This window comes from Geodermatophilus sabuli (assembly GCF_900215145.1).
GTDB classification, from domain to species: domain Bacteria; phylum Actinomycetota; class Actinomycetes; order Mycobacteriales; family Geodermatophilaceae; genus Geodermatophilus; species Geodermatophilus sabuli.
The window spans coordinates 354,551-369,126 of the sequence record NZ_OBDO01000005.1 but is presented as its reverse complement, the minus strand read 5'-3'; the positions used below and the strand labels follow the sequence as shown (position 1 = coordinate 369,126).

Annotated in this window: 15 protein-coding genes and 1 tRNA gene; 8 read left to right on the top strand and 8 right to left on the bottom strand. The window is 75.0% G+C overall.

Translation table 11 applies throughout. The annotated features are described in order from the left end of the window. Nucleotides 1–40: 40 nt before the first annotated feature. Complete coding sequence (locus CRP39_RS14125) at nucleotides 41–688, top strand: hypothetical protein (RefSeq protein ID WP_097206980.1); 648 nt, start codon at nucleotides 41–43, stop codon at nucleotides 686–688. An 18-nt stretch (nucleotides 689–706) separates the two neighbouring features. Here the strand turns inward: CRP39_RS14125 and CRP39_RS14120 are convergent, their stop codons facing one another. The 6 genes from CRP39_RS14120 to CRP39_RS14095 all read right to left on the bottom strand — a co-directional run bounded on the left by CRP39_RS14120 (nucleotide 707) and on the right by CRP39_RS14095 (nucleotide 6,722). Beyond that, nucleotides 707–2,503, bottom strand: a complete 1,797-nt coding sequence (locus tag CRP39_RS14120) for a PQQ-dependent sugar dehydrogenase (RefSeq protein WP_097206979.1) — start codon at nucleotides 2,501–2,503, stop codon at nucleotides 707–709. A gap of 169 nt (nucleotides 2,504–2,672) precedes the next feature. Continuing rightward, nucleotides 2,673–2,746: transfer RNA gene (locus CRP39_RS14115), tRNA-Ala, on the bottom strand. Between the two features lie 99 nt (nucleotides 2,747–2,845). Then, complete coding sequence (sepX, locus tag CRP39_RS14110) at nucleotides 2,846–3,544, bottom strand: divisome protein SepX/GlpR (RefSeq protein WP_245853857.1); 699 nt, start codon at nucleotides 3,542–3,544, stop codon at nucleotides 2,846–2,848. A gap of 198 nt (nucleotides 3,545–3,742) precedes the next feature. Next, on the bottom strand, nucleotides 3,743–4,363 hold the full coding sequence (locus CRP39_RS14105; protein ID WP_097206977.1) for a GNAT family N-acetyltransferase: 621 nt from the start codon (nucleotides 4,361–4,363) through the stop codon (nucleotides 3,743–3,745). Nucleotides 4,364–4,371: 8 nt separating this feature from the next. Continuing rightward, on the bottom strand, nucleotides 4,372–5,739 hold the full coding sequence (glp, locus tag CRP39_RS14100) for a molybdotransferase-like divisome protein Glp (RefSeq protein WP_245853856.1): 1,368 nt from the start codon (nucleotides 5,737–5,739) through the stop codon (nucleotides 4,372–4,374). 65 nt (nucleotides 5,740–5,804) lie between these two features. After that, nucleotides 5,805–6,722 carry a UTP--glucose-1-phosphate uridylyltransferase gene (locus CRP39_RS14095; protein ID WP_097206975.1) on the bottom strand — a complete coding sequence of 306 codons (918 nt, stop codon included), beginning with the start codon at nucleotides 6,720–6,722 and terminating at the stop codon, nucleotides 5,805–5,807. A gap of 80 nt (nucleotides 6,723–6,802) precedes the next feature. On the opposite strand from CRP39_RS14095, the gene CRP39_RS14090 reads away from it, so the two are divergent. The 5 genes from CRP39_RS14090 to CRP39_RS26845 all read left to right on the top strand — a co-directional run bounded on the left by CRP39_RS14090 (nucleotide 6,803) and on the right by CRP39_RS26845 (nucleotide 11,850). Continuing rightward, nucleotides 6,803–7,396 carry a 5-formyltetrahydrofolate cyclo-ligase gene (locus CRP39_RS14090; RefSeq protein WP_097206974.1) on the top strand — a complete coding sequence of 198 codons (594 nt, stop codon included), beginning with the start codon at nucleotides 6,803–6,805 and terminating at the stop codon, nucleotides 7,394–7,396. Nucleotides 7,397–7,438: 42 nt separating this feature from the next. Continuing rightward, nucleotides 7,439–8,779 carry an SLC13 family permease gene (locus CRP39_RS14085; protein WP_097206973.1) on the top strand — a complete coding sequence of 447 codons (1,341 nt, stop codon included), beginning with the start codon at nucleotides 7,439–7,441 and terminating at the stop codon, nucleotides 8,777–8,779. A 20-nt stretch (nucleotides 8,780–8,799) separates the two neighbouring features. Continuing rightward, nucleotides 8,800–9,978 (top strand): CaiB/BaiF CoA transferase family protein, encoded by a 1,179-nt coding sequence (locus CRP39_RS14080; RefSeq protein ID WP_097206972.1) that lies wholly within the window; start codon nucleotides 8,800–8,802, stop codon nucleotides 9,976–9,978. Nucleotides 9,979–10,051: 73 nt separating this feature from the next. Next, a complete protein-coding gene (locus CRP39_RS14075) occupies nucleotides 10,052–11,572 on the top strand; it encodes a carboxyl transferase domain-containing protein (RefSeq protein WP_097206971.1) in 1,521 nt (506 codons plus the stop codon). A gap of 113 nt (nucleotides 11,573–11,685) precedes the next feature. Then, complete coding sequence (locus tag CRP39_RS26845; RefSeq protein WP_172442434.1) at nucleotides 11,686–11,850, top strand: hypothetical protein; 165 nt, start codon at nucleotides 11,686–11,688, stop codon at nucleotides 11,848–11,850. A 3-nt stretch (nucleotides 11,851–11,853) separates the two neighbouring features. On the opposite strand, the gene CRP39_RS14070 is transcribed toward CRP39_RS26845, so the two are convergent. Together CRP39_RS14070 and CRP39_RS14065 are read right to left on the bottom strand one after the other, a co-directional pair. After that, nucleotides 11,854–12,870: an LLM class flavin-dependent oxidoreductase gene (locus tag CRP39_RS14070; RefSeq protein WP_097206970.1), complete on the bottom strand. Its 1,017-nt coding sequence runs from the start codon at nucleotides 12,868–12,870 to the stop codon at nucleotides 11,854–11,856. A 129-nt stretch (nucleotides 12,871–12,999) separates the two neighbouring features. Next, nucleotides 13,000–13,491, bottom strand: coding sequence for a MarR family winged helix-turn-helix transcriptional regulator (locus CRP39_RS14065; protein WP_216359737.1), 492 nt, complete (start codon nucleotides 13,489–13,491; stop codon nucleotides 13,000–13,002). 191 nt (nucleotides 13,492–13,682) lie between these two features. Between CRP39_RS14065 and CRP39_RS14060 the strand changes: the two genes are divergently transcribed. Both CRP39_RS14060 and CRP39_RS14055 read left to right on the top strand, forming a co-directional pair. Beyond that, the gene (locus tag CRP39_RS14060; RefSeq protein ID WP_097206969.1) at nucleotides 13,683–14,132 is read left to right on the top strand and encodes a helix-turn-helix transcriptional regulator; all 450 of its coding nucleotides are present in this window, start codon (nucleotides 13,683–13,685) and stop codon (nucleotides 14,130–14,132) included. A 5-nt stretch (nucleotides 14,133–14,137) separates the two neighbouring features. Continuing rightward, nucleotides 14,138–14,548 carry a VOC family protein gene (locus CRP39_RS14055; protein WP_097207052.1) on the top strand — a complete coding sequence of 137 codons (411 nt, stop codon included), beginning with the start codon at nucleotides 14,138–14,140 and terminating at the stop codon, nucleotides 14,546–14,548. The last annotated feature ends 28 nt before the right edge of the window (nucleotides 14,549–14,576 follow it).

Below are 14,576 nucleotides of genomic sequence, written 5' to 3'. Positions count from 1 at the left end.
CCGGCCGCGGCCCGGGAGCGCACCGGCACTGGGAGCAGCGATGGGCCTACCTGGACGAGACGCGGCGCGGAACTGGGTCGGGAGGACGGTCGTCGACCGCGAGGGCACCGCTCTCGGCCCGTGTACGGCCGTCCTGGCCGACGAGGCCACCGGGCTGCCGGAGTGGATGTACGTGGAGGTCGACGGGTCCGGCGCGGTCGTCCCGGTCGTCGACGCGACCGAGACCGCCGAGCAGGTGCGGGTGACCGTCAGCCGGGCCGAGGTCACCGGCGCACCCTCGGTCGGCGACACCGGCCGGCTGTCCGAGGCGCAGGAGGAACAGCTGTACCGGCACTACGGGATCGACTTCTCGCGGGACACCTCCGAGAGCCTGCTCCCGGCCGGGGAGGCGGGCACCCCGGCAACGGGAGCCTCCTCCGGCACGAGCGGAGCGGCGTCCGGCGCACGCGGTCGGCGGCCCGCGGCCGCGATCGGCGTCCTCGCCGGCGTGGTGGCGGTCGCCGTCACGGTGCGACGAGCCCGGCACGCCCGGGCGAGGCAGCGGGTCCGCCTGCCCTGGACCGAGCGGCTGTGGGCCCGGCGGCCCTGGGCCCCGCGGCCACCGACGCCGGCCGAGCGGGTCGCCCAGCGGCTCCGGGCGGCGGCCGCCACGGCCGCGGCGCGGGTCGGGGCCCGGACGGCGGGCTGAGCCCTCCGGCGGCCGGGCTCAGACCGCCGCCTGCTGCTGGAGGACGAAGACCTCCCGCGCCGTCACCCCGACGCTGTCGGTCGCGGTCACCGCGACCTCCATGCGGGTGCCCTCGCCGTGGTCGACGAAGGGCCGGGCGTACTCGGGCCCCTCGAAGGTCTCCCCGGGGTGCTCGTGGCACAGCCCGCCGCTGCAGTGCACGAGCAGCTCGCTCCACCGCACGGTCAGCGGGCCGTCCTCGGCGTCGACCGCCGTCGCCGAGGCCTGCACCAGCTCACCGGGCGTCCAGCGGCGGTCGGTGAGCGGTGCGGTGAGCGTCAGCTGCGGCGGGCTGTTGCCGGGGACGACGGTCACCGTGGCGGTGTCCTGCCCTCCGCCGGGGTCGGTGACCGTGAGGGTGGCGGTCACCGGCTCGGTCCCCGTCCCCTCGTAGGCGTGCACCACCTGCGCCCCCTCGGCCACGGCGCCGTCGCCGAGGTCCCAGCGGTGGGTCAGCGGATCGCCGTCGAGGTCGGCGGAGGCGCCTCCGTCGAAGGCGACGGTGCGGGTTGTGGCGTCCACCGTGGCCGTGGCCCGCGCCATCGGCGGACGGTTGCCCGGTGCGTACACCAGCCGGGCCAGGCTGCTGCCCCGGATGTCGGCCCAGACGACGTCGCCGTCGACCGGGTGCGGGGCGAACGCGACCGGCGCCCCGAGCTCGGCGGCGAACCCGTCGGCCTCGGGCAGCCGCACGAGCTGGCCGGCCGCGTCGTGGCGCAGGGTGTAGACGCGCTGGGCCGAGTAGTCGCCGAAGAAGTACGCGCCCTGGTACTCCGGCGGGTAGGCGGTGCCGGTGTAGACGAAACCGCCCGTGATGGAGGAGCCCTGCGGTCCGTGCGGGTAGGCCCACAGCGGCGGCGTGTTGGGCACGCCCTGGCACCCCGGCAGCTCCGCGTAGCCGGGGGTGGGGCCGTCCCCCTCCCAGCAGGGCCAGCCGTAGACGGCACCGGGCCGGACGACGTCGACCTCCTCCCACGCGGTCCACCCGACGTCGCCCACGACCGGCGCACCGGTGACCGGGTCGAGGTCCAGCCGGAACGGGCTGCGGAAACCGCTGGCGTAGACCCGGCTCTGCCACGCCCCAGGGTCGGCCGGGTCGTAGAACGGGTTGTCCGGCACGCCGCCGCCGTCGGGCAGGACGTGCAGGAGCTTGCCGTAGCCGGTGCTGAGGTCCAGCGCCCGCAGGGCGAGGGGGTCGGCGCCCACGTAGCCTGAGCTGTCCCCGATCGTGACCCACAGCGTGCCGTCCGGGGCGGCGACGACCCCGGTGAGGCCGTGCGCCTCGGAGCTCGCCGGCAGCTCGAGCACGACCCGCTCGTCGGCGAGGGCGGTCGGCTGCGGCCCGCCGACGAGCGTCCAGGCGCTCAACCGCAGCGTCCACTGCCCGTCGACGTCGAGCGCGCGGCCGGTGTAGAGGGTCCCGGCGTCGGGGGCCACGGCGACGGCGACCAGCCCCAGGTCGTTGCGGGTGAGGACGGGCAACTCGGCGAGCGTGCGGGCCTCCCCCGCGGCCGACACCCACGCCACCCGGCCGTTCTTGCCTGTTGTCACGTAGCTGCCGTCGGGCAGGAAGGCGAAGTCGGTGAGCAGTTCGTCCTGCCCGCTGGGCAGCTCCTGGACGACGAAGCCCGGCACCAGCGCCGGCCCGGCCGCGGCGGGGGGTTCGGCGCCGGCCGGGGGCGCGGTCGCCACGGCGAGGGCCGGGGCGAGCGCCACGACGGCGCAGATCCGCAGGGCGGTGGGCCACCGGGCGGCACGGGGAAGGGGGCGGGTCATGCGGAGGGACGCTGCCCGACACTCGGGCGAGCCACAAACGCAGACCGTCGGTCCCGCGTGCTGCGACACCTTGCGTGGCCACCCGGGCGCACAGCGGTCGTGGCCTGTCGTCTGCAGAGACGCAGCAGCCCCGCTCCGGGGGACCCGGGCGGGGCTGTGCGGTGTCGGGTGGAGCTGAGGGGATTTGAACCCCTGACCCCCTCGATGCGAACGAGGTGCGCTACCGGTCTGCGCCACAGCCCCTGACGAACGGAGAGCTTACCGTCCGCGTGCTCCGGCGCCGCCACGGGGGGTTGGCCCTCGTGCAGGGACCCGCCGCGGCGGAGGCAGGAGGGTCCTCCCTCAGCCGTTGACGACCCTCCGGGGCTGGTAGACGTCGATGTCGGCGAAGCCGATGTCGTCGTCGTCGAGGCCCACGACCGCGCTGTCCTGCCAGCCTGCCGGTGCCGCGGCGCGGGCCGCCACGACCCGGCCCGGGCGCAGCGGGTGGACCGGGGCCAGCGGCAGGCTGGGGTGCGGCAGGTCGACGGTGTGGTGCTGCACCTCCTCGACGGGGGCGTCCTCCACCACGGGGGCCGGGCGCGGTGCGGGCACCGGGCGCGCCGCGGGGCGGGGCGCCGGCTGACGGGCGGCGCGGGCCGCGGCACGGGCGGCCCGGCGGGCGGCCAGCCGCTCCCGGCGCGCGGCGGCACGCAGCACCATGAGGTAGGCGACGACGGCCAGGTCGAGCACGCCCTGGGCGATCCACAGCCACGGGCTGTACAGCACCGCACCGGCCAGCGCGAGCAGCGTGAGCGCCACCAGCCCGGCGAGGGTGCGCCGCCGGACGGCGTGCACGTCGACCCGCAGCTCGCCAGAGGTCAGCAGCGCCGCCCGGTCGACGGAGACACGCTCGGTCTCGGCGTGGACCACGGGGTCGACCACCCGCCGCCGCTGCAGGGTCCGGCCGGAGTCGGCACGGACGGTCTGCGAGTCACCACGGGTCACCACCATGGGCACCAGCACGACGAACCACAACACGACCAGAGCGGCCAAGAGCACGCCGGATCCCATCAGAACACCACCCGTCACATGAGTCACTCGCCCGGCGAAGTTAAGGCCTGCACCCACCCCGACGAGGGAGGCGCGCGGGCGTGTCACTGATGTGTTGTGTGACTGGAGTGGCCTGAGCGCGGTTCCGTGTCGGCGTGTCGACTCGGAGCCACCCTCTCCGCGTCGGTCAGCGTGGTATCCGGGCGGTCAGTGGGGAGCGCGGGCCCGCCAACGGGTGAGCACCCCCTCGGGGGCGTCCTCGGCCAGCAACGCGTAACAGCGGTGGTCCCGCCAGTCGCCGTCGATGTCGAGGTAGCGGCGCAGCAGGCCCTCGGGACGGAACCCGAGACGCTCCACCAGCCGCTGGCTGGGGCCGTTCTCCGGGCGGATGTCGGCCTGCAGCCGGTGCAGCCGCGCCGGACCGAACGCGTGGTCGCACACCAGCGCCACCGCCAGCGACGCGACGCCCCGGCCGGCCACCGAGCGGTCGATCCAGTACCCCAGGTTGCCCGAGCGCAGCGCCCCGCGGACGACGTTGTCGATCGTCACCTGCCCGGCCACCCGACCCTCGACGTGGACGACGAACGGCAGTGTCATCCCCACGGCGGCGCGGCGCAGCACGGCGCGGCGCATCGCCCGGAAGGACTGCGGTGTGTGCCGGGCCGCCCACGACGAGGGGGCACTGGGCTCCCACGGCGCCAGCCACGCCTCGTTCGCCAGCCGGACGCGGCTCCACTCCTCGGCGTCCCGCCGGCTCGGCGGCAGCAGCTCCACCGGCCCCCACGCCAACCGGGCGGGCCAGCCCGGGTGCAGGGCGGGGTCGACCACGGGTTCCGTCAGCCGCCGAGCAGGAGGGGGATGACGGTGACCAGCCCACCGGCGGCCACCTCCGTCACGTCCTCGTCGACCACGATCAGGCAGTTGGCCCGCGCCATGCGGGCGAGCATCGCCTCGTCCCCGCCCCCGAGCGGCTCGACCACGTAGCCACCGTCGGGGTGGCGCATGACCTGCCCGTGCAGGTACTGGCGGTACCCCAGCGGCGAGAGGAGCTGCTCGGCGGCGATCGCCTGCACGGTGCGGCGGAACAGCTGACGCTTGCCGAGCATGAGCCGGATCGCCGGGCGCACGAACACCTCGAAGGCCACCAGCGCGGCCACCGGCTCCCCCGGAACGCAGATGACCGGGACCGCGTCGCGGCCCAGCCGACCGAAGGCCTGCACCGGCCCCGGGAGCATCGTCACGGGCGAGAAGTGCATCTGGCCCAGCTCGGCGAGGACCTCCTGCACCGTGTCGCCCTCGGTGGCGAAGGTGCCCGACACGAGCACCAGGTCGCTCCGCAGCAGCTGGCTCTCCAGCACCTCGGACATGCGGCGGCGATCGGAGGGGACGATCCCCGAGCGGTACGCCTCGGCCCCGGCATCCCGGGCGGCCGCGGCCAGCGCGTAGCTGTTGACGTCGACGACCTGGCCGGGGCCCGGCGGCGTGCTGATGTCGACCAGCTCGCTCCCGGCGGACAGGACGGCGACCCGTGGCCGCGGGCGCACCTGCACGCGGTCGCGCCCCACGGCGGCCAGCAGGCTGATCTGGGCCGGCCCGATCGGCGTCCCGACCTGCACCGCGGTGGTGCCCGGCGCGACGTCGTCCCCGGCGCGGCGGACGTACCCGCCGGACTCCACCGGCGCGTGCACCGCGACGGTGACCACGCCCTGGTCGGTCCACACCGCGGGGACGACGACGTCGGCGCCGGCCGGCAGCATCGCGCCGGCGCTGACCTTCTGCGCCATCCCCGGGCCGATGGAGGACGGACCGCTGGGTCCGGCGACGGTCTCCCCCACCACCGCCAGGCGGGCCGGCTCCTCGAAGGAGGCGCCCTCCACGTCCAGGGCGCGGGCGGCGTAGCCGTCGAGGGCGGCCTGGTCGAAAGCGGGCAGCGCGCGCTGGCTGACGACCTCCTCCGCGCACAGCAGCCCCTGCGCGTCGAGGACGGCGAGCTCGATCGGGTCCGGCTGCGGCACCGCCGAGAGGATCTCGTCGAGGTGCTGCTCGACCGTGCGCGGCGCGAGCGGCTCCGCGGCGGCCGGGGGCGGCGGCACCTGGCCGCGGTCGATCGCCGCGGTCTCGTGGACCACCGCCGGCGCCCCCTGGACCAGGGTGCCCTGGTTGAGGTCCATCGCCGTGGTGTCCCGCTGTCCCGCGGGTGCCACGCCCGTCGTCCCGTCCCCGGTCATCCCCACCACGGAGGACGATGCTCCCCCCTGAACGGCTCCGTTCAGCCCTGCGACGCGCCCTCGGCGGGCAGGTCGGCGACGAACTCGGTCAGCCAGGCACGCAGGGGAGGGCCGAGGTCGTCGCGCTCGGTGGCCAGCTGGATGACCGCCTTGAGGTAGTCCAGCCGGTCACCGGTGTCGTAGCGGCGCCCGCCGAAGACGACGCCGTGCACCGGCTCCCCGCGCTCGACCAGCGTGGCCAGCGCGTCGGTCAGCTGGATCTCGCCACCCCGGCCGGGTGCGGTCTCCCGCAGCACGCCGAAGACCTCCGGCCCCAGGACGTATCGACCGATGATGGCCAGGCTGCTCGGCGCCTCGTCCACGGGCGGCTTCTCGACCAGACCGGTGATGCTCACCACGCCGTCGGTGCCGCCGGGCTCCACGGCCACCGCGCCGTACTTGTCGATGTTCTCCCGGCCGACGTCGAGCAGCGCCACCACGGAACCCCCGTGCTCGGCCTGCACCTGCAGCATCTGCTCCAGCAGGTGGTCGCGGGCGTCGATCAGGTCGTCGCCGAGCAGCACGGCGAACGGCTCGTCGCCGACGAAGGCGGCCGCCTGCAGCACCGCGTGCCCGAGCCCGCGGGCCTCGCCCTGCCGGACGAAGTGCACCTGCGCCACGTCCGTGGACTCCTGCACCGCGGCGAGTCGGCCGGCATCGCCCTTCTTCTCCAGCACCGTCTCGAGCTCGGGGTGGCGGTCGAAGTAGTCCTCGATGGCGGCCTTGTTCCGGCCGGTGACCATGAGCACCTCGCCGAGCCCGGCCCGGGCGGCCTCCTCGACGATGTACTGCAGCGCCGGGCGGTCCACGACCGGGAGCAACTCCTTGGGCACCGCCTTGGTGGCCGGCAGGAACCGGGTGCCCATCCCCGCGACCGGGATGACGGCCTTCCGCGCCGGGCGGGAGCTCGAAGTCGGCATGGCCGGAGCCTAGCCAGCGGCCGGGACGCCGGTCCCGGCGACGCCGAGCGGGGCACCCCGCACGTGGCTAGCCTGCGGCGGTGACCCCGGCGGACGACGCGGCTGCCCGCAAGGCCGCGTTCCGCACGCGGCTGCTCGCCCGTCGCTCCGCCCGGCCGGCCCCGGAGCGCGCCGCCGCCGCGGCCGCGGTCACCACCGCACTGCTGCGCGGACTCGCCGGCGTCCACCGGCTGGCCGCGTTCGTGCCCGACGCCACCGAGCCCGGCGCCGGCCGGCTCCCGGCTGCGTACACCCAACTCGGCGCCCGGGTGCTGCTGCCGGTCGTGCCCGCGGCCGGCCGGGAGCTGTCCTGGGCCGTCGACACCGGTCGGCTGGCACCCGGCCGCTTCGGGCTGCAGGAGCCGGTGGGTCCCCGGCTCGGCCCGACCGCGATCGGCACCGCGGAGGTCGTCGTCGTCCCGGCGGTGGCGGTGTCCCGGAGCGGGGTCCGGCTGGGGCGGGGCGGCGGCTACTACGACCGGGCGCTGCGGCACGCCCGCCCGGGCGCCCTTGTGGTGGCGCTGGTGTTCGACGACGAGCTCGTCGACGACCTGCCCGCCGAACCGCACGACCACCGGGTCACCGCGGTGGTCACGCCGTCGGGCGGCTGGGAGGCGCTACCGGCCGGTCACTGACACAGTGATCACGCCTTCGTCATCGCTGCCGTGGGAGCGCAGATGTCGCCCGAGATCGTCACCATCCTCGCACTGGTCGTGATCTTCGCGATCGCGACGTTCCTCCCGATCAACATGGGCGCGCTGGCCTTCGTCGCCGCCTTCGTGGTGGGCACCCTCTCCGTGGGGCTGACCACCGACGAGATCCTCGCGGGCTTCCCCTCCGAGCTGGTCCTGACCCTGATCGGGGTCACCTACCTGTTCGCGATCGCGCAGAACAACGGCACCGTCGACCTGCTGGTCCGCGGCGCGGTGAAACTGGTCGGCGGCCACGTGGCGGCCATCCCGTGGATCATGTTCTTCATCACCGCGGTGCTCACGGCGATCGGCGCTCTCTCCCCCGCCGCCGTCGCGATCATCGCCCCGATCGCGCTCACCTTCGCCGCCCGGCACGGGATCAACCCGCTGCTCATGGGCATGATGGTCATCCACGGCGCGCAGGGCGGCGGCTTCTCCCCCATCAGCGTCTACGGCGTCACGGTGAACGACATCGTCGAGGAGGCCGGCCTGCCGGATGCCTCGCTGCAGGTCTTCCTCGGCAGCCTGTTCTTCAACCTCGCGATCGCGCTGGTGCTCTTCTTCGTGCTGGGCGGCCGGAAACTGGTGGGCCGGAAGGTGGCGGCCAGACCCCTCGAGCACATCGAGCACGCCCACGGCACCGTGGTCCGGGGCCACGGCGCCGCCCCGGGCCCGGCTGTGGGCGGCGACGACGACGAGCACATCCACCCCGAGGTCGCCCAGCCGGTTCGCCTGGAGCAGATCCTCACGCTGATCGGCCTGGCGGTCGTCGCCGTCCTGGCGCTGGTCTTCAAGCTCGACATCGGGTTCGTCTCGATCTCCGTCGCCGTCGTCCTGGCGCTGTTCTCCGCGCAGCAGCACAAGGGCGCGGTCACCCAGATCAGCTGGAGCACCATCCTGCTGATCGCCGGGGTGCTCACCTTCGTCTTCGTGCTGCAGGAGGCGGGCACCATCGACTACGTCGGCGAGGCGGTCACCGGGATCGGCGCGCCACTGCTCGTGGCCCTGCTGCTCTGCTACATCGGCGCGGTGGTGTCGGCGTTCGCGTCGTCCGTCGCGATCATCGCCGTGGCCATCGCGCTCGCCGTGCCCTTCCTGCAGGGCGGGGACATCGCGGCCGTGGGCGTGGTGGTCGCCCTGTCCGTGTCCTCGACCATCGTCGACGTGAGCCCGTTCTCCACGAACGGTGCGCTGGTCTTGGCCAATGCGCAGGACGTGGACAAGGACCGCTTCTACAAGCAGATCCTGGCGTACGCCACGATCGTCGTGGTCGTAGGTCCGCTGCTGGCCTGGCTGGCGTACGTCGTCGTCCCCTCCTTCTTCTGATCGGAGCTGAGACCCGAACCATGTCCGGACCCCTGGACGGCGTGCTCGTCGTCGACCTGACCAGAGCCCTTGCCGGGCCGCACGCCGGGATGATGCTGGGCGACCTCGGCGCCCGTGTCATCAAGGTGGAGAACCCCGGCAGCGGGGACGACACCCGCGGGTGGGGTCCGCCGTTCATGGAGCCGGCACAGGGCGACCGGGAGTCGACCTACTTCCTGTCGACCAACAAGAACAAGGAGTCGATCACCCTCGACCTCAAGGACGACGGCGACAAGGCGCTGCTCGCCGAGCTGATCCGCCGCGCCGACGTGCTGCTGGAGAACTTCCGCCCCGGCACCCTGGCCCGCCTGGGCTTCGGCACCGACGTCCTGGAGACCCTCAACCCGCGGCTGGTCACCCTGGCGATCAGCGGGTTCGGACACGACGGCCCCGAGGGCGGCCGCGCCGGCTACGACCAGATCGCCCAGGGCGAGGGCGGGCTGATGTCGCTGACCGGGTCCGGCCCGGAGGACCCACAGCGGGTCGGCGTCCCGATCGGCGACCTGCTGGCCGGCATGTACGGCGCCTACGGCGTGCTGGCCGCGCTGCTCGAGCGTGAGCGCACCGGCCGCGGGCAGGTGGTGCGCACGTCGCTGCTGGCCGCGATCGTCGGCGTGCACGCCTTCCAGGGGACGGCGTGGACCGTGGCCGGCAAGGTCGGCCAGGCGCAGGGCAACCACCACCCGTCGATCGCCCCCTACGGCCTGTTCCACTGCGAGGGCGGCAGCGTGCAGCTGTCCTGCGGCTCGGAGGGCCTGTGGCGCAAGCTGTGCGCCGAGTTCGGCCTGGACCCCGAGGCGCCCGGGATGGCGACCAACGGCGAGCGGGTGGGCAACCGGCAGCAGGTGATCGAGCTGCTCGAGCGCGCCTTCGCCGGGATCTCCCCCGAGGAGCTGCTGGCACGCCTGGCCGCCGCCGGCATCCCGGCCGGGAAGGTGCGCACGATCGACGAGGTCTACACCTGGGATCAGACGCTCAGCCAGGGGCTGCTCGTCGACGTCGAGCACGCCACGCTCGGCCCGCTGCAGCTGCCCGGCCCGCCGCTGCGCTTCTTCGCGCCCGGACCGGACGGGGAGACCGAGACGACCCGACGCGACCACGCCGCCCCGCCGGTGCTGGGTTCGTCGAACGAGGCGATCCGCGCCTGGCTGCAGTCGTGAGCGAGCCCGCGAGCTCGCGCACGGGCGCGGCACCTCAGGGCACGACGTCGACGAGCGCCGGCGGGGAGCCGGCGTGACCCGTCCGCTGGACGCCCGCGCGCTGCGCGACCTCGTCCTCGACCCGGGCTCCTGGAAGACGTGGGACTCCCCCGTCACCGTCGGCGACGTCTCCCCCGAGTACGCCGCCGAGCTGGCCCGCGCCGCGGAGAAGAGCCACCAGGACGAGGCGATCATCACCGGCGAGGGCCTGCTGCGCGGCCGGCGGGTGGCGGTCATCGCCGGGGAGTTCGGCTTCCTCGCCGGCTCCATCGGGGTGGCGGCCGCCGAGCGGCTGATCACCGCGGTGGAGCGGGCGACCGACGAGGGGCTGCCGCTGCTGGCCGCACCGGTGTCCGGTGGCACCCGCATGCAGGAGGGCACGGTCGCCTTCCTGCAGATGATCGGGATCACCGCGGCGATCGCCCGGCACAAGGAGGCCGGCCTGCCCTACCTGGTGTACCTGCGGCACCCCACGTTCGGCGGGGTGCTGGCGTCCTGGGGCTCCACCGGGCACGTCACGATCGCCGAGCCCGGCGCCTCGATCGGCTTCCTCGGCGCGCGCGTCTACGAGGCGCTGTACGGCGAGCCGTTCCCCGAGGGCGTGCAGACCGCGGAGAACCTGGCCGCACACGGGCTCATCGACGCCGTCGTCCCGCACGAGGAGATCGCCGACGTCGCCGACCGGGCGCTGCGGGTGCTGGCCGCCCGGCAGACCTGGCACCGGGACGTCGCCGACGCCGAGCCGCCCCGGCGGGAGGACGGCACCGACGCCGACGACCCGGAGGACCACCGCAGCGCGTGGGACGTCGTCACCGCGTCCCGGCGGGAGGAGCGGCCCGGCGTCCGGCGGCTGCTGCGGACGGCGGCGACCGACATCGTGGGCCTGTCCGGCACCGGCGCCGGGGAGAAGGACCCCGGCCTGCTGCTGGCGCTGGCCCGCTTCGGCGGTGCGCCCTGCGTGGTGCTCGGCCAGGACCGGCGCGGGCAGTCCCTGTCGGCGCCGCTCGGTCCGGCCGCGCTGCGCGAGGCCCGGCGCGGGATGCGGCTGGCCGCCGAGCTCCGGCTGCCGCTGGTCACGCTGATCGACACCCCGGGCGCGGCGCTGTCAAAGGAGGCCGAGGAGGGCGGGCTGGCCGCCGAGATCGCCCGCTGCCTGCAGGACCTCGTGGTGCTCAAGGCCCCGACCCTGGCGGTGCTGCTCGGCCAGGGCACCGGCGGCGGGGCGCTGGCGCTGGTCCCGGCCGACCGCGTGCTCGCCGCGGCCAACGGCTGGCTCGGTCCGCTGCCGCCGGAGGGCGCCTCGGCGATCGTGCACCGGACCGTCGACCGCGCCGACGAGATGGCGGCGTCGCAGGGGGTCCGGGCGACCGACCTGTGGCGGGCCGGGATCGTCGACCGCGTGGTGCCCGAGCGGCCGGACGCCGCCGACGAGCCGGTGGAGTTCTGCCAGCGACTGGGCCGGGTGCTGGGTGAGGAGCTGGCCAACCTGCTCGGGCGGGACGACGGCGAGCGGCTGCGCAGCCGACTGCACCGCTACCGCCACCTCGGCCGCTGAGGGTCCCCAGCCACCATCAGGTCACCTGGTCCAGGCGCGTCCTCCCTCACGGCAGGCGGTGACTGTCACTGGTCCTGCGCCTGGCCGAGCTGGTCGCCGGCGGGGCGCAGGTGGTGGTCGCCACCCACTCCCCCGTCCTGGCCGCGCTGCCCGGCGCCCGGCTGCTGGGGGTCGGCCCGCGGGAGCTGCGGGAGGCCGCCTGGGACGACCTGGAGCTCACGGCCGGCTGGCGGCAGGTCCTGGGCGACCCGGCGTCCTACCCGAGGCACCTCACCTGAGGATCAGGCCGCGGCCCGCGCGGGCAGCCCCCACGCCCCGGCCACGAGCTCCAGGCTGCGGACCCGCTCCTCGACGCCGTGCGTGGACGCCGACAGCATCAGCTCGTCGGCACCGGTGTCGGCAGCCAGTCGGCGCAGCTGCTCCACCGTGCCGGCGGCGTCCCCGACGATCGCGTTGCTGGGCATCGCCTCGGCCGCGGCCCGCTCCGGGTCGACCAGCGCCTCCTCGACGCTGGGCAGCGGTCGCGGGCGGTTGAGGCGCAGCGACAGCCGCATGAGCTGCCCGGGCAGCGCCAGCCGACGCGCCTCCGCCTCGGTCGAGGCCGCCAGCACGTTCGCCGCGACGATGGTGAACGGCTCCTCCAGCACCGAGGAGGGACGGAAGGTCTCGCGGTAGAGGCCGACGGCGGTCAGCACGTTCGGGCCGCCGAAGTGGTGGGCGAAGGCGAACGGCAGCCCGAGGTGGCCGGCCAGCTGCGCGGAGAAGTCGCTGGAGCCCAGCAGCACGACCTGCGGCACGGTCTCCGCCACGGGGGTGGCCCGGAACCGCTCGGCGAGGCCGCCCTCGACCCGCGGGTCGCCGAAGAGGCCGAGCAGGTCGATGAGGTGCTGGGGGAAGTCGTCGGCCGACAACGCCGCCGGGTCGCGGCGCAGCGCTGCGGCGGTCTGCTGGTCGGTGCCCGGCGCCCGGCCGATGCCCAGGTCGATCCGGCCCGGGTGCAGTGCCTCGAGGATGGCGAACTGCTCGGCGACGACCAACGGCGCGTGGTTGGGCAGCATGACCCCGCCCGAGCCGATCCGGATCCGCTCGGTCACCGCGGCCAGGTGCGCGATGAGGACCGGCGGGTTCGTGCTGGCGACCGCCGGCATGTTGTGGTGCTCGGCGACCCACAGGCGGGAGAACCCCAGCCGGTCGGCGGTCCGCGCGACCCGGGTCGTGGCCGCGAGGGCGTGGGCGGTGGACTGCCCCGAGCCGACGGTGGCCAGCTCGAGGACGGACAGCGGCAGCGGCTCGGACATCACCGGCGGCAACGCCCGCGCCCGGTCAGGACTTCCCCGGTCAGCCGGCCGAGTGCCCGCTCAGCTCGCGGTGACACGGACCGCCCTGCGCGCGCCGGTCCGCTCCTGGCTGCGGTGCTCCCGCGGCTGTCAGCTGGCGTCGGCGCCGTGCTCGACCCGCAGGCTGTGGTCGGGGTCCAGCCCGTGGAGCACCAGCTCCAGCGCATCCCCGAGGGCCCGGGCCTGCTCCTCGGTCAACGGGTCGAACACGGCGGCCCGGACGGCCGCGACGTGACCGGGCGCGACCGCGCGGACGACGTCCCAGCCGACGTCGGTGAGGACGGCGACGTTGCCGCGGCCGTCCTCGGGCGAGCGCTCCCGCCGCACCCAGCCGCGCTCCTCCAGCCGGGCGACGGTGTGCGACAGCCGGCTCTGCGACTGGTTGGCCCGGCGGGCGAGGTCGCTCATCCGCCGGCTGCGGCCCGGCGCCTCCGACAACATCGCCAGGACGACGTAGGCGGCGTGGCTGATGCCGGCGTCCCGCTGCAACTGTGCGTCGAGGACGCGCGGCACGAGCTCGGACGCGGTCAGCCAGGCACGCCACGTCCGCTGCTGCTGCTCGTCGAGCCACTCCTGAGCCACGGAACGAAACCGTACTTGCGGCCGGGACGGGCGGCGCCGTACCCGCTCCCGGCACCGTGCCCGTGGCCGGCAGCCATCGACACCGTGCCCGTTGCGGGCGTCCATCGACACCGTGCCCGTGGCCGGCCCCATCGGCACGTGCCCGTTGCGGGCGTCCGGCCGGAGCGCCGCGACGTGGCACGATCCCGCAGGTGACCAGTTCATCGGCCACCGCGCAGCACCTGCGGGACCTCGCGCGGCTGCGCCGCGTCCGCGACCGGATCGACCGGGAGTACGCGCAGCCGCTGGACGTCGAGGCCCTCGCCCGCGGCGCGCACATGTCCGCCGGGCACCTCAGCCGCGAGTTCCGGGCCGCGTACGGCGAGTCCCCGTACGCCTACCTGATGACGCGGCGGGTCGAGCGCGCGATGGCGCTGCTCCGCCGCGGCGACCTCAGCGTCACCGAGGTGTGCTTCGCCGTCGGCTGCTCGTCGCTGGGCACCTTCAGCACCCGCTTCACCGAACTGGTCGGCGTCCCGCCCAGCGTCTACCGGCGCGAGGCGGCGAGCGCGACGGCGGGACTGCCGTCGTGCGTGGCCAAGCAGGTGAGCAGACCGGTCAGGAATCGAGAAGCGCAGGTCGGCACGCCGTCCCTAGCGTGATCGGCATGGACCTCACCATCCACACGACCGCGCTCCCGCACACCGACCCCGAGGCCTCCCTGGCCTTCTACCGCGACGTCCTCGGCTTCGAGGTCCGCAGCGACGTGGGCCGGGGCACCATGCGCTGGATCACCGTGGGCCCTGCCGACCAGCCGGGCACCTCGATCCTCCTGGCACCGCCGGCCGCGGACCCCGGCATCACCGACGACGAGCGCCGCACCATCACCGAGATGATGGCGAAGGGCACCTACGGCTGGATCCTGCTGGCCACCCGGGACCTCGACGGCACCTTCGAGAAGGTCCAGGCCGGCGACACCGAGGTCGTCCAGGAGCCGACCGAGCAGCCGTACGGCGTTCGTGACTGCGCCTTCCGCGACCCCGCCGGGAACATGGTCCGCATCCAGGAGCTGCGCTGAGCCCCACGGCGCTCGCGCCCGGGGCGTC

Coding starts and splice junctions, on each gene's coding strand:
- CRP39_RS14120 (WP_097206979.1), bottom strand. CDS start 2,503: ATGACCCGCCCCCTTCCCCGTGCCGCCCGGTGGCCCACCGCCCTGCGG.
- CRP39_RS14085 (WP_097206973.1), top strand. CDS start 7,439: ATGTCGCCCGAGATCGTCACCATCCTCGCACTGGTCGTGATCTTCGCG.
- CRP39_RS14095 (WP_097206975.1), bottom strand. CDS start 6,722: ATGCCGACTTCGAGCTCCCGCCCGGCGCGGAAGGCCGTCATCCCGGTC.
- CRP39_RS14125 (WP_097206980.1), top strand. CDS start 41: ATGGGCCTACCTGGACGAGACGCGGCGCGGAACTGGGTCGGGAGGACG.
- CRP39_RS14055 (WP_097207052.1), top strand. CDS start 14,138: ATGGACCTCACCATCCACACGACCGCGCTCCCGCACACCGACCCCGAG.
- CRP39_RS14070 (WP_097206970.1), bottom strand. CDS start 12,870: ATGTCCGAGCCGCTGCCGCTGTCCGTCCTCGAGCTGGCCACCGTCGGC.
- CRP39_RS14080 (WP_097206972.1), top strand. CDS start 8,800: ATGTCCGGACCCCTGGACGGCGTGCTCGTCGTCGACCTGACCAGAGCC.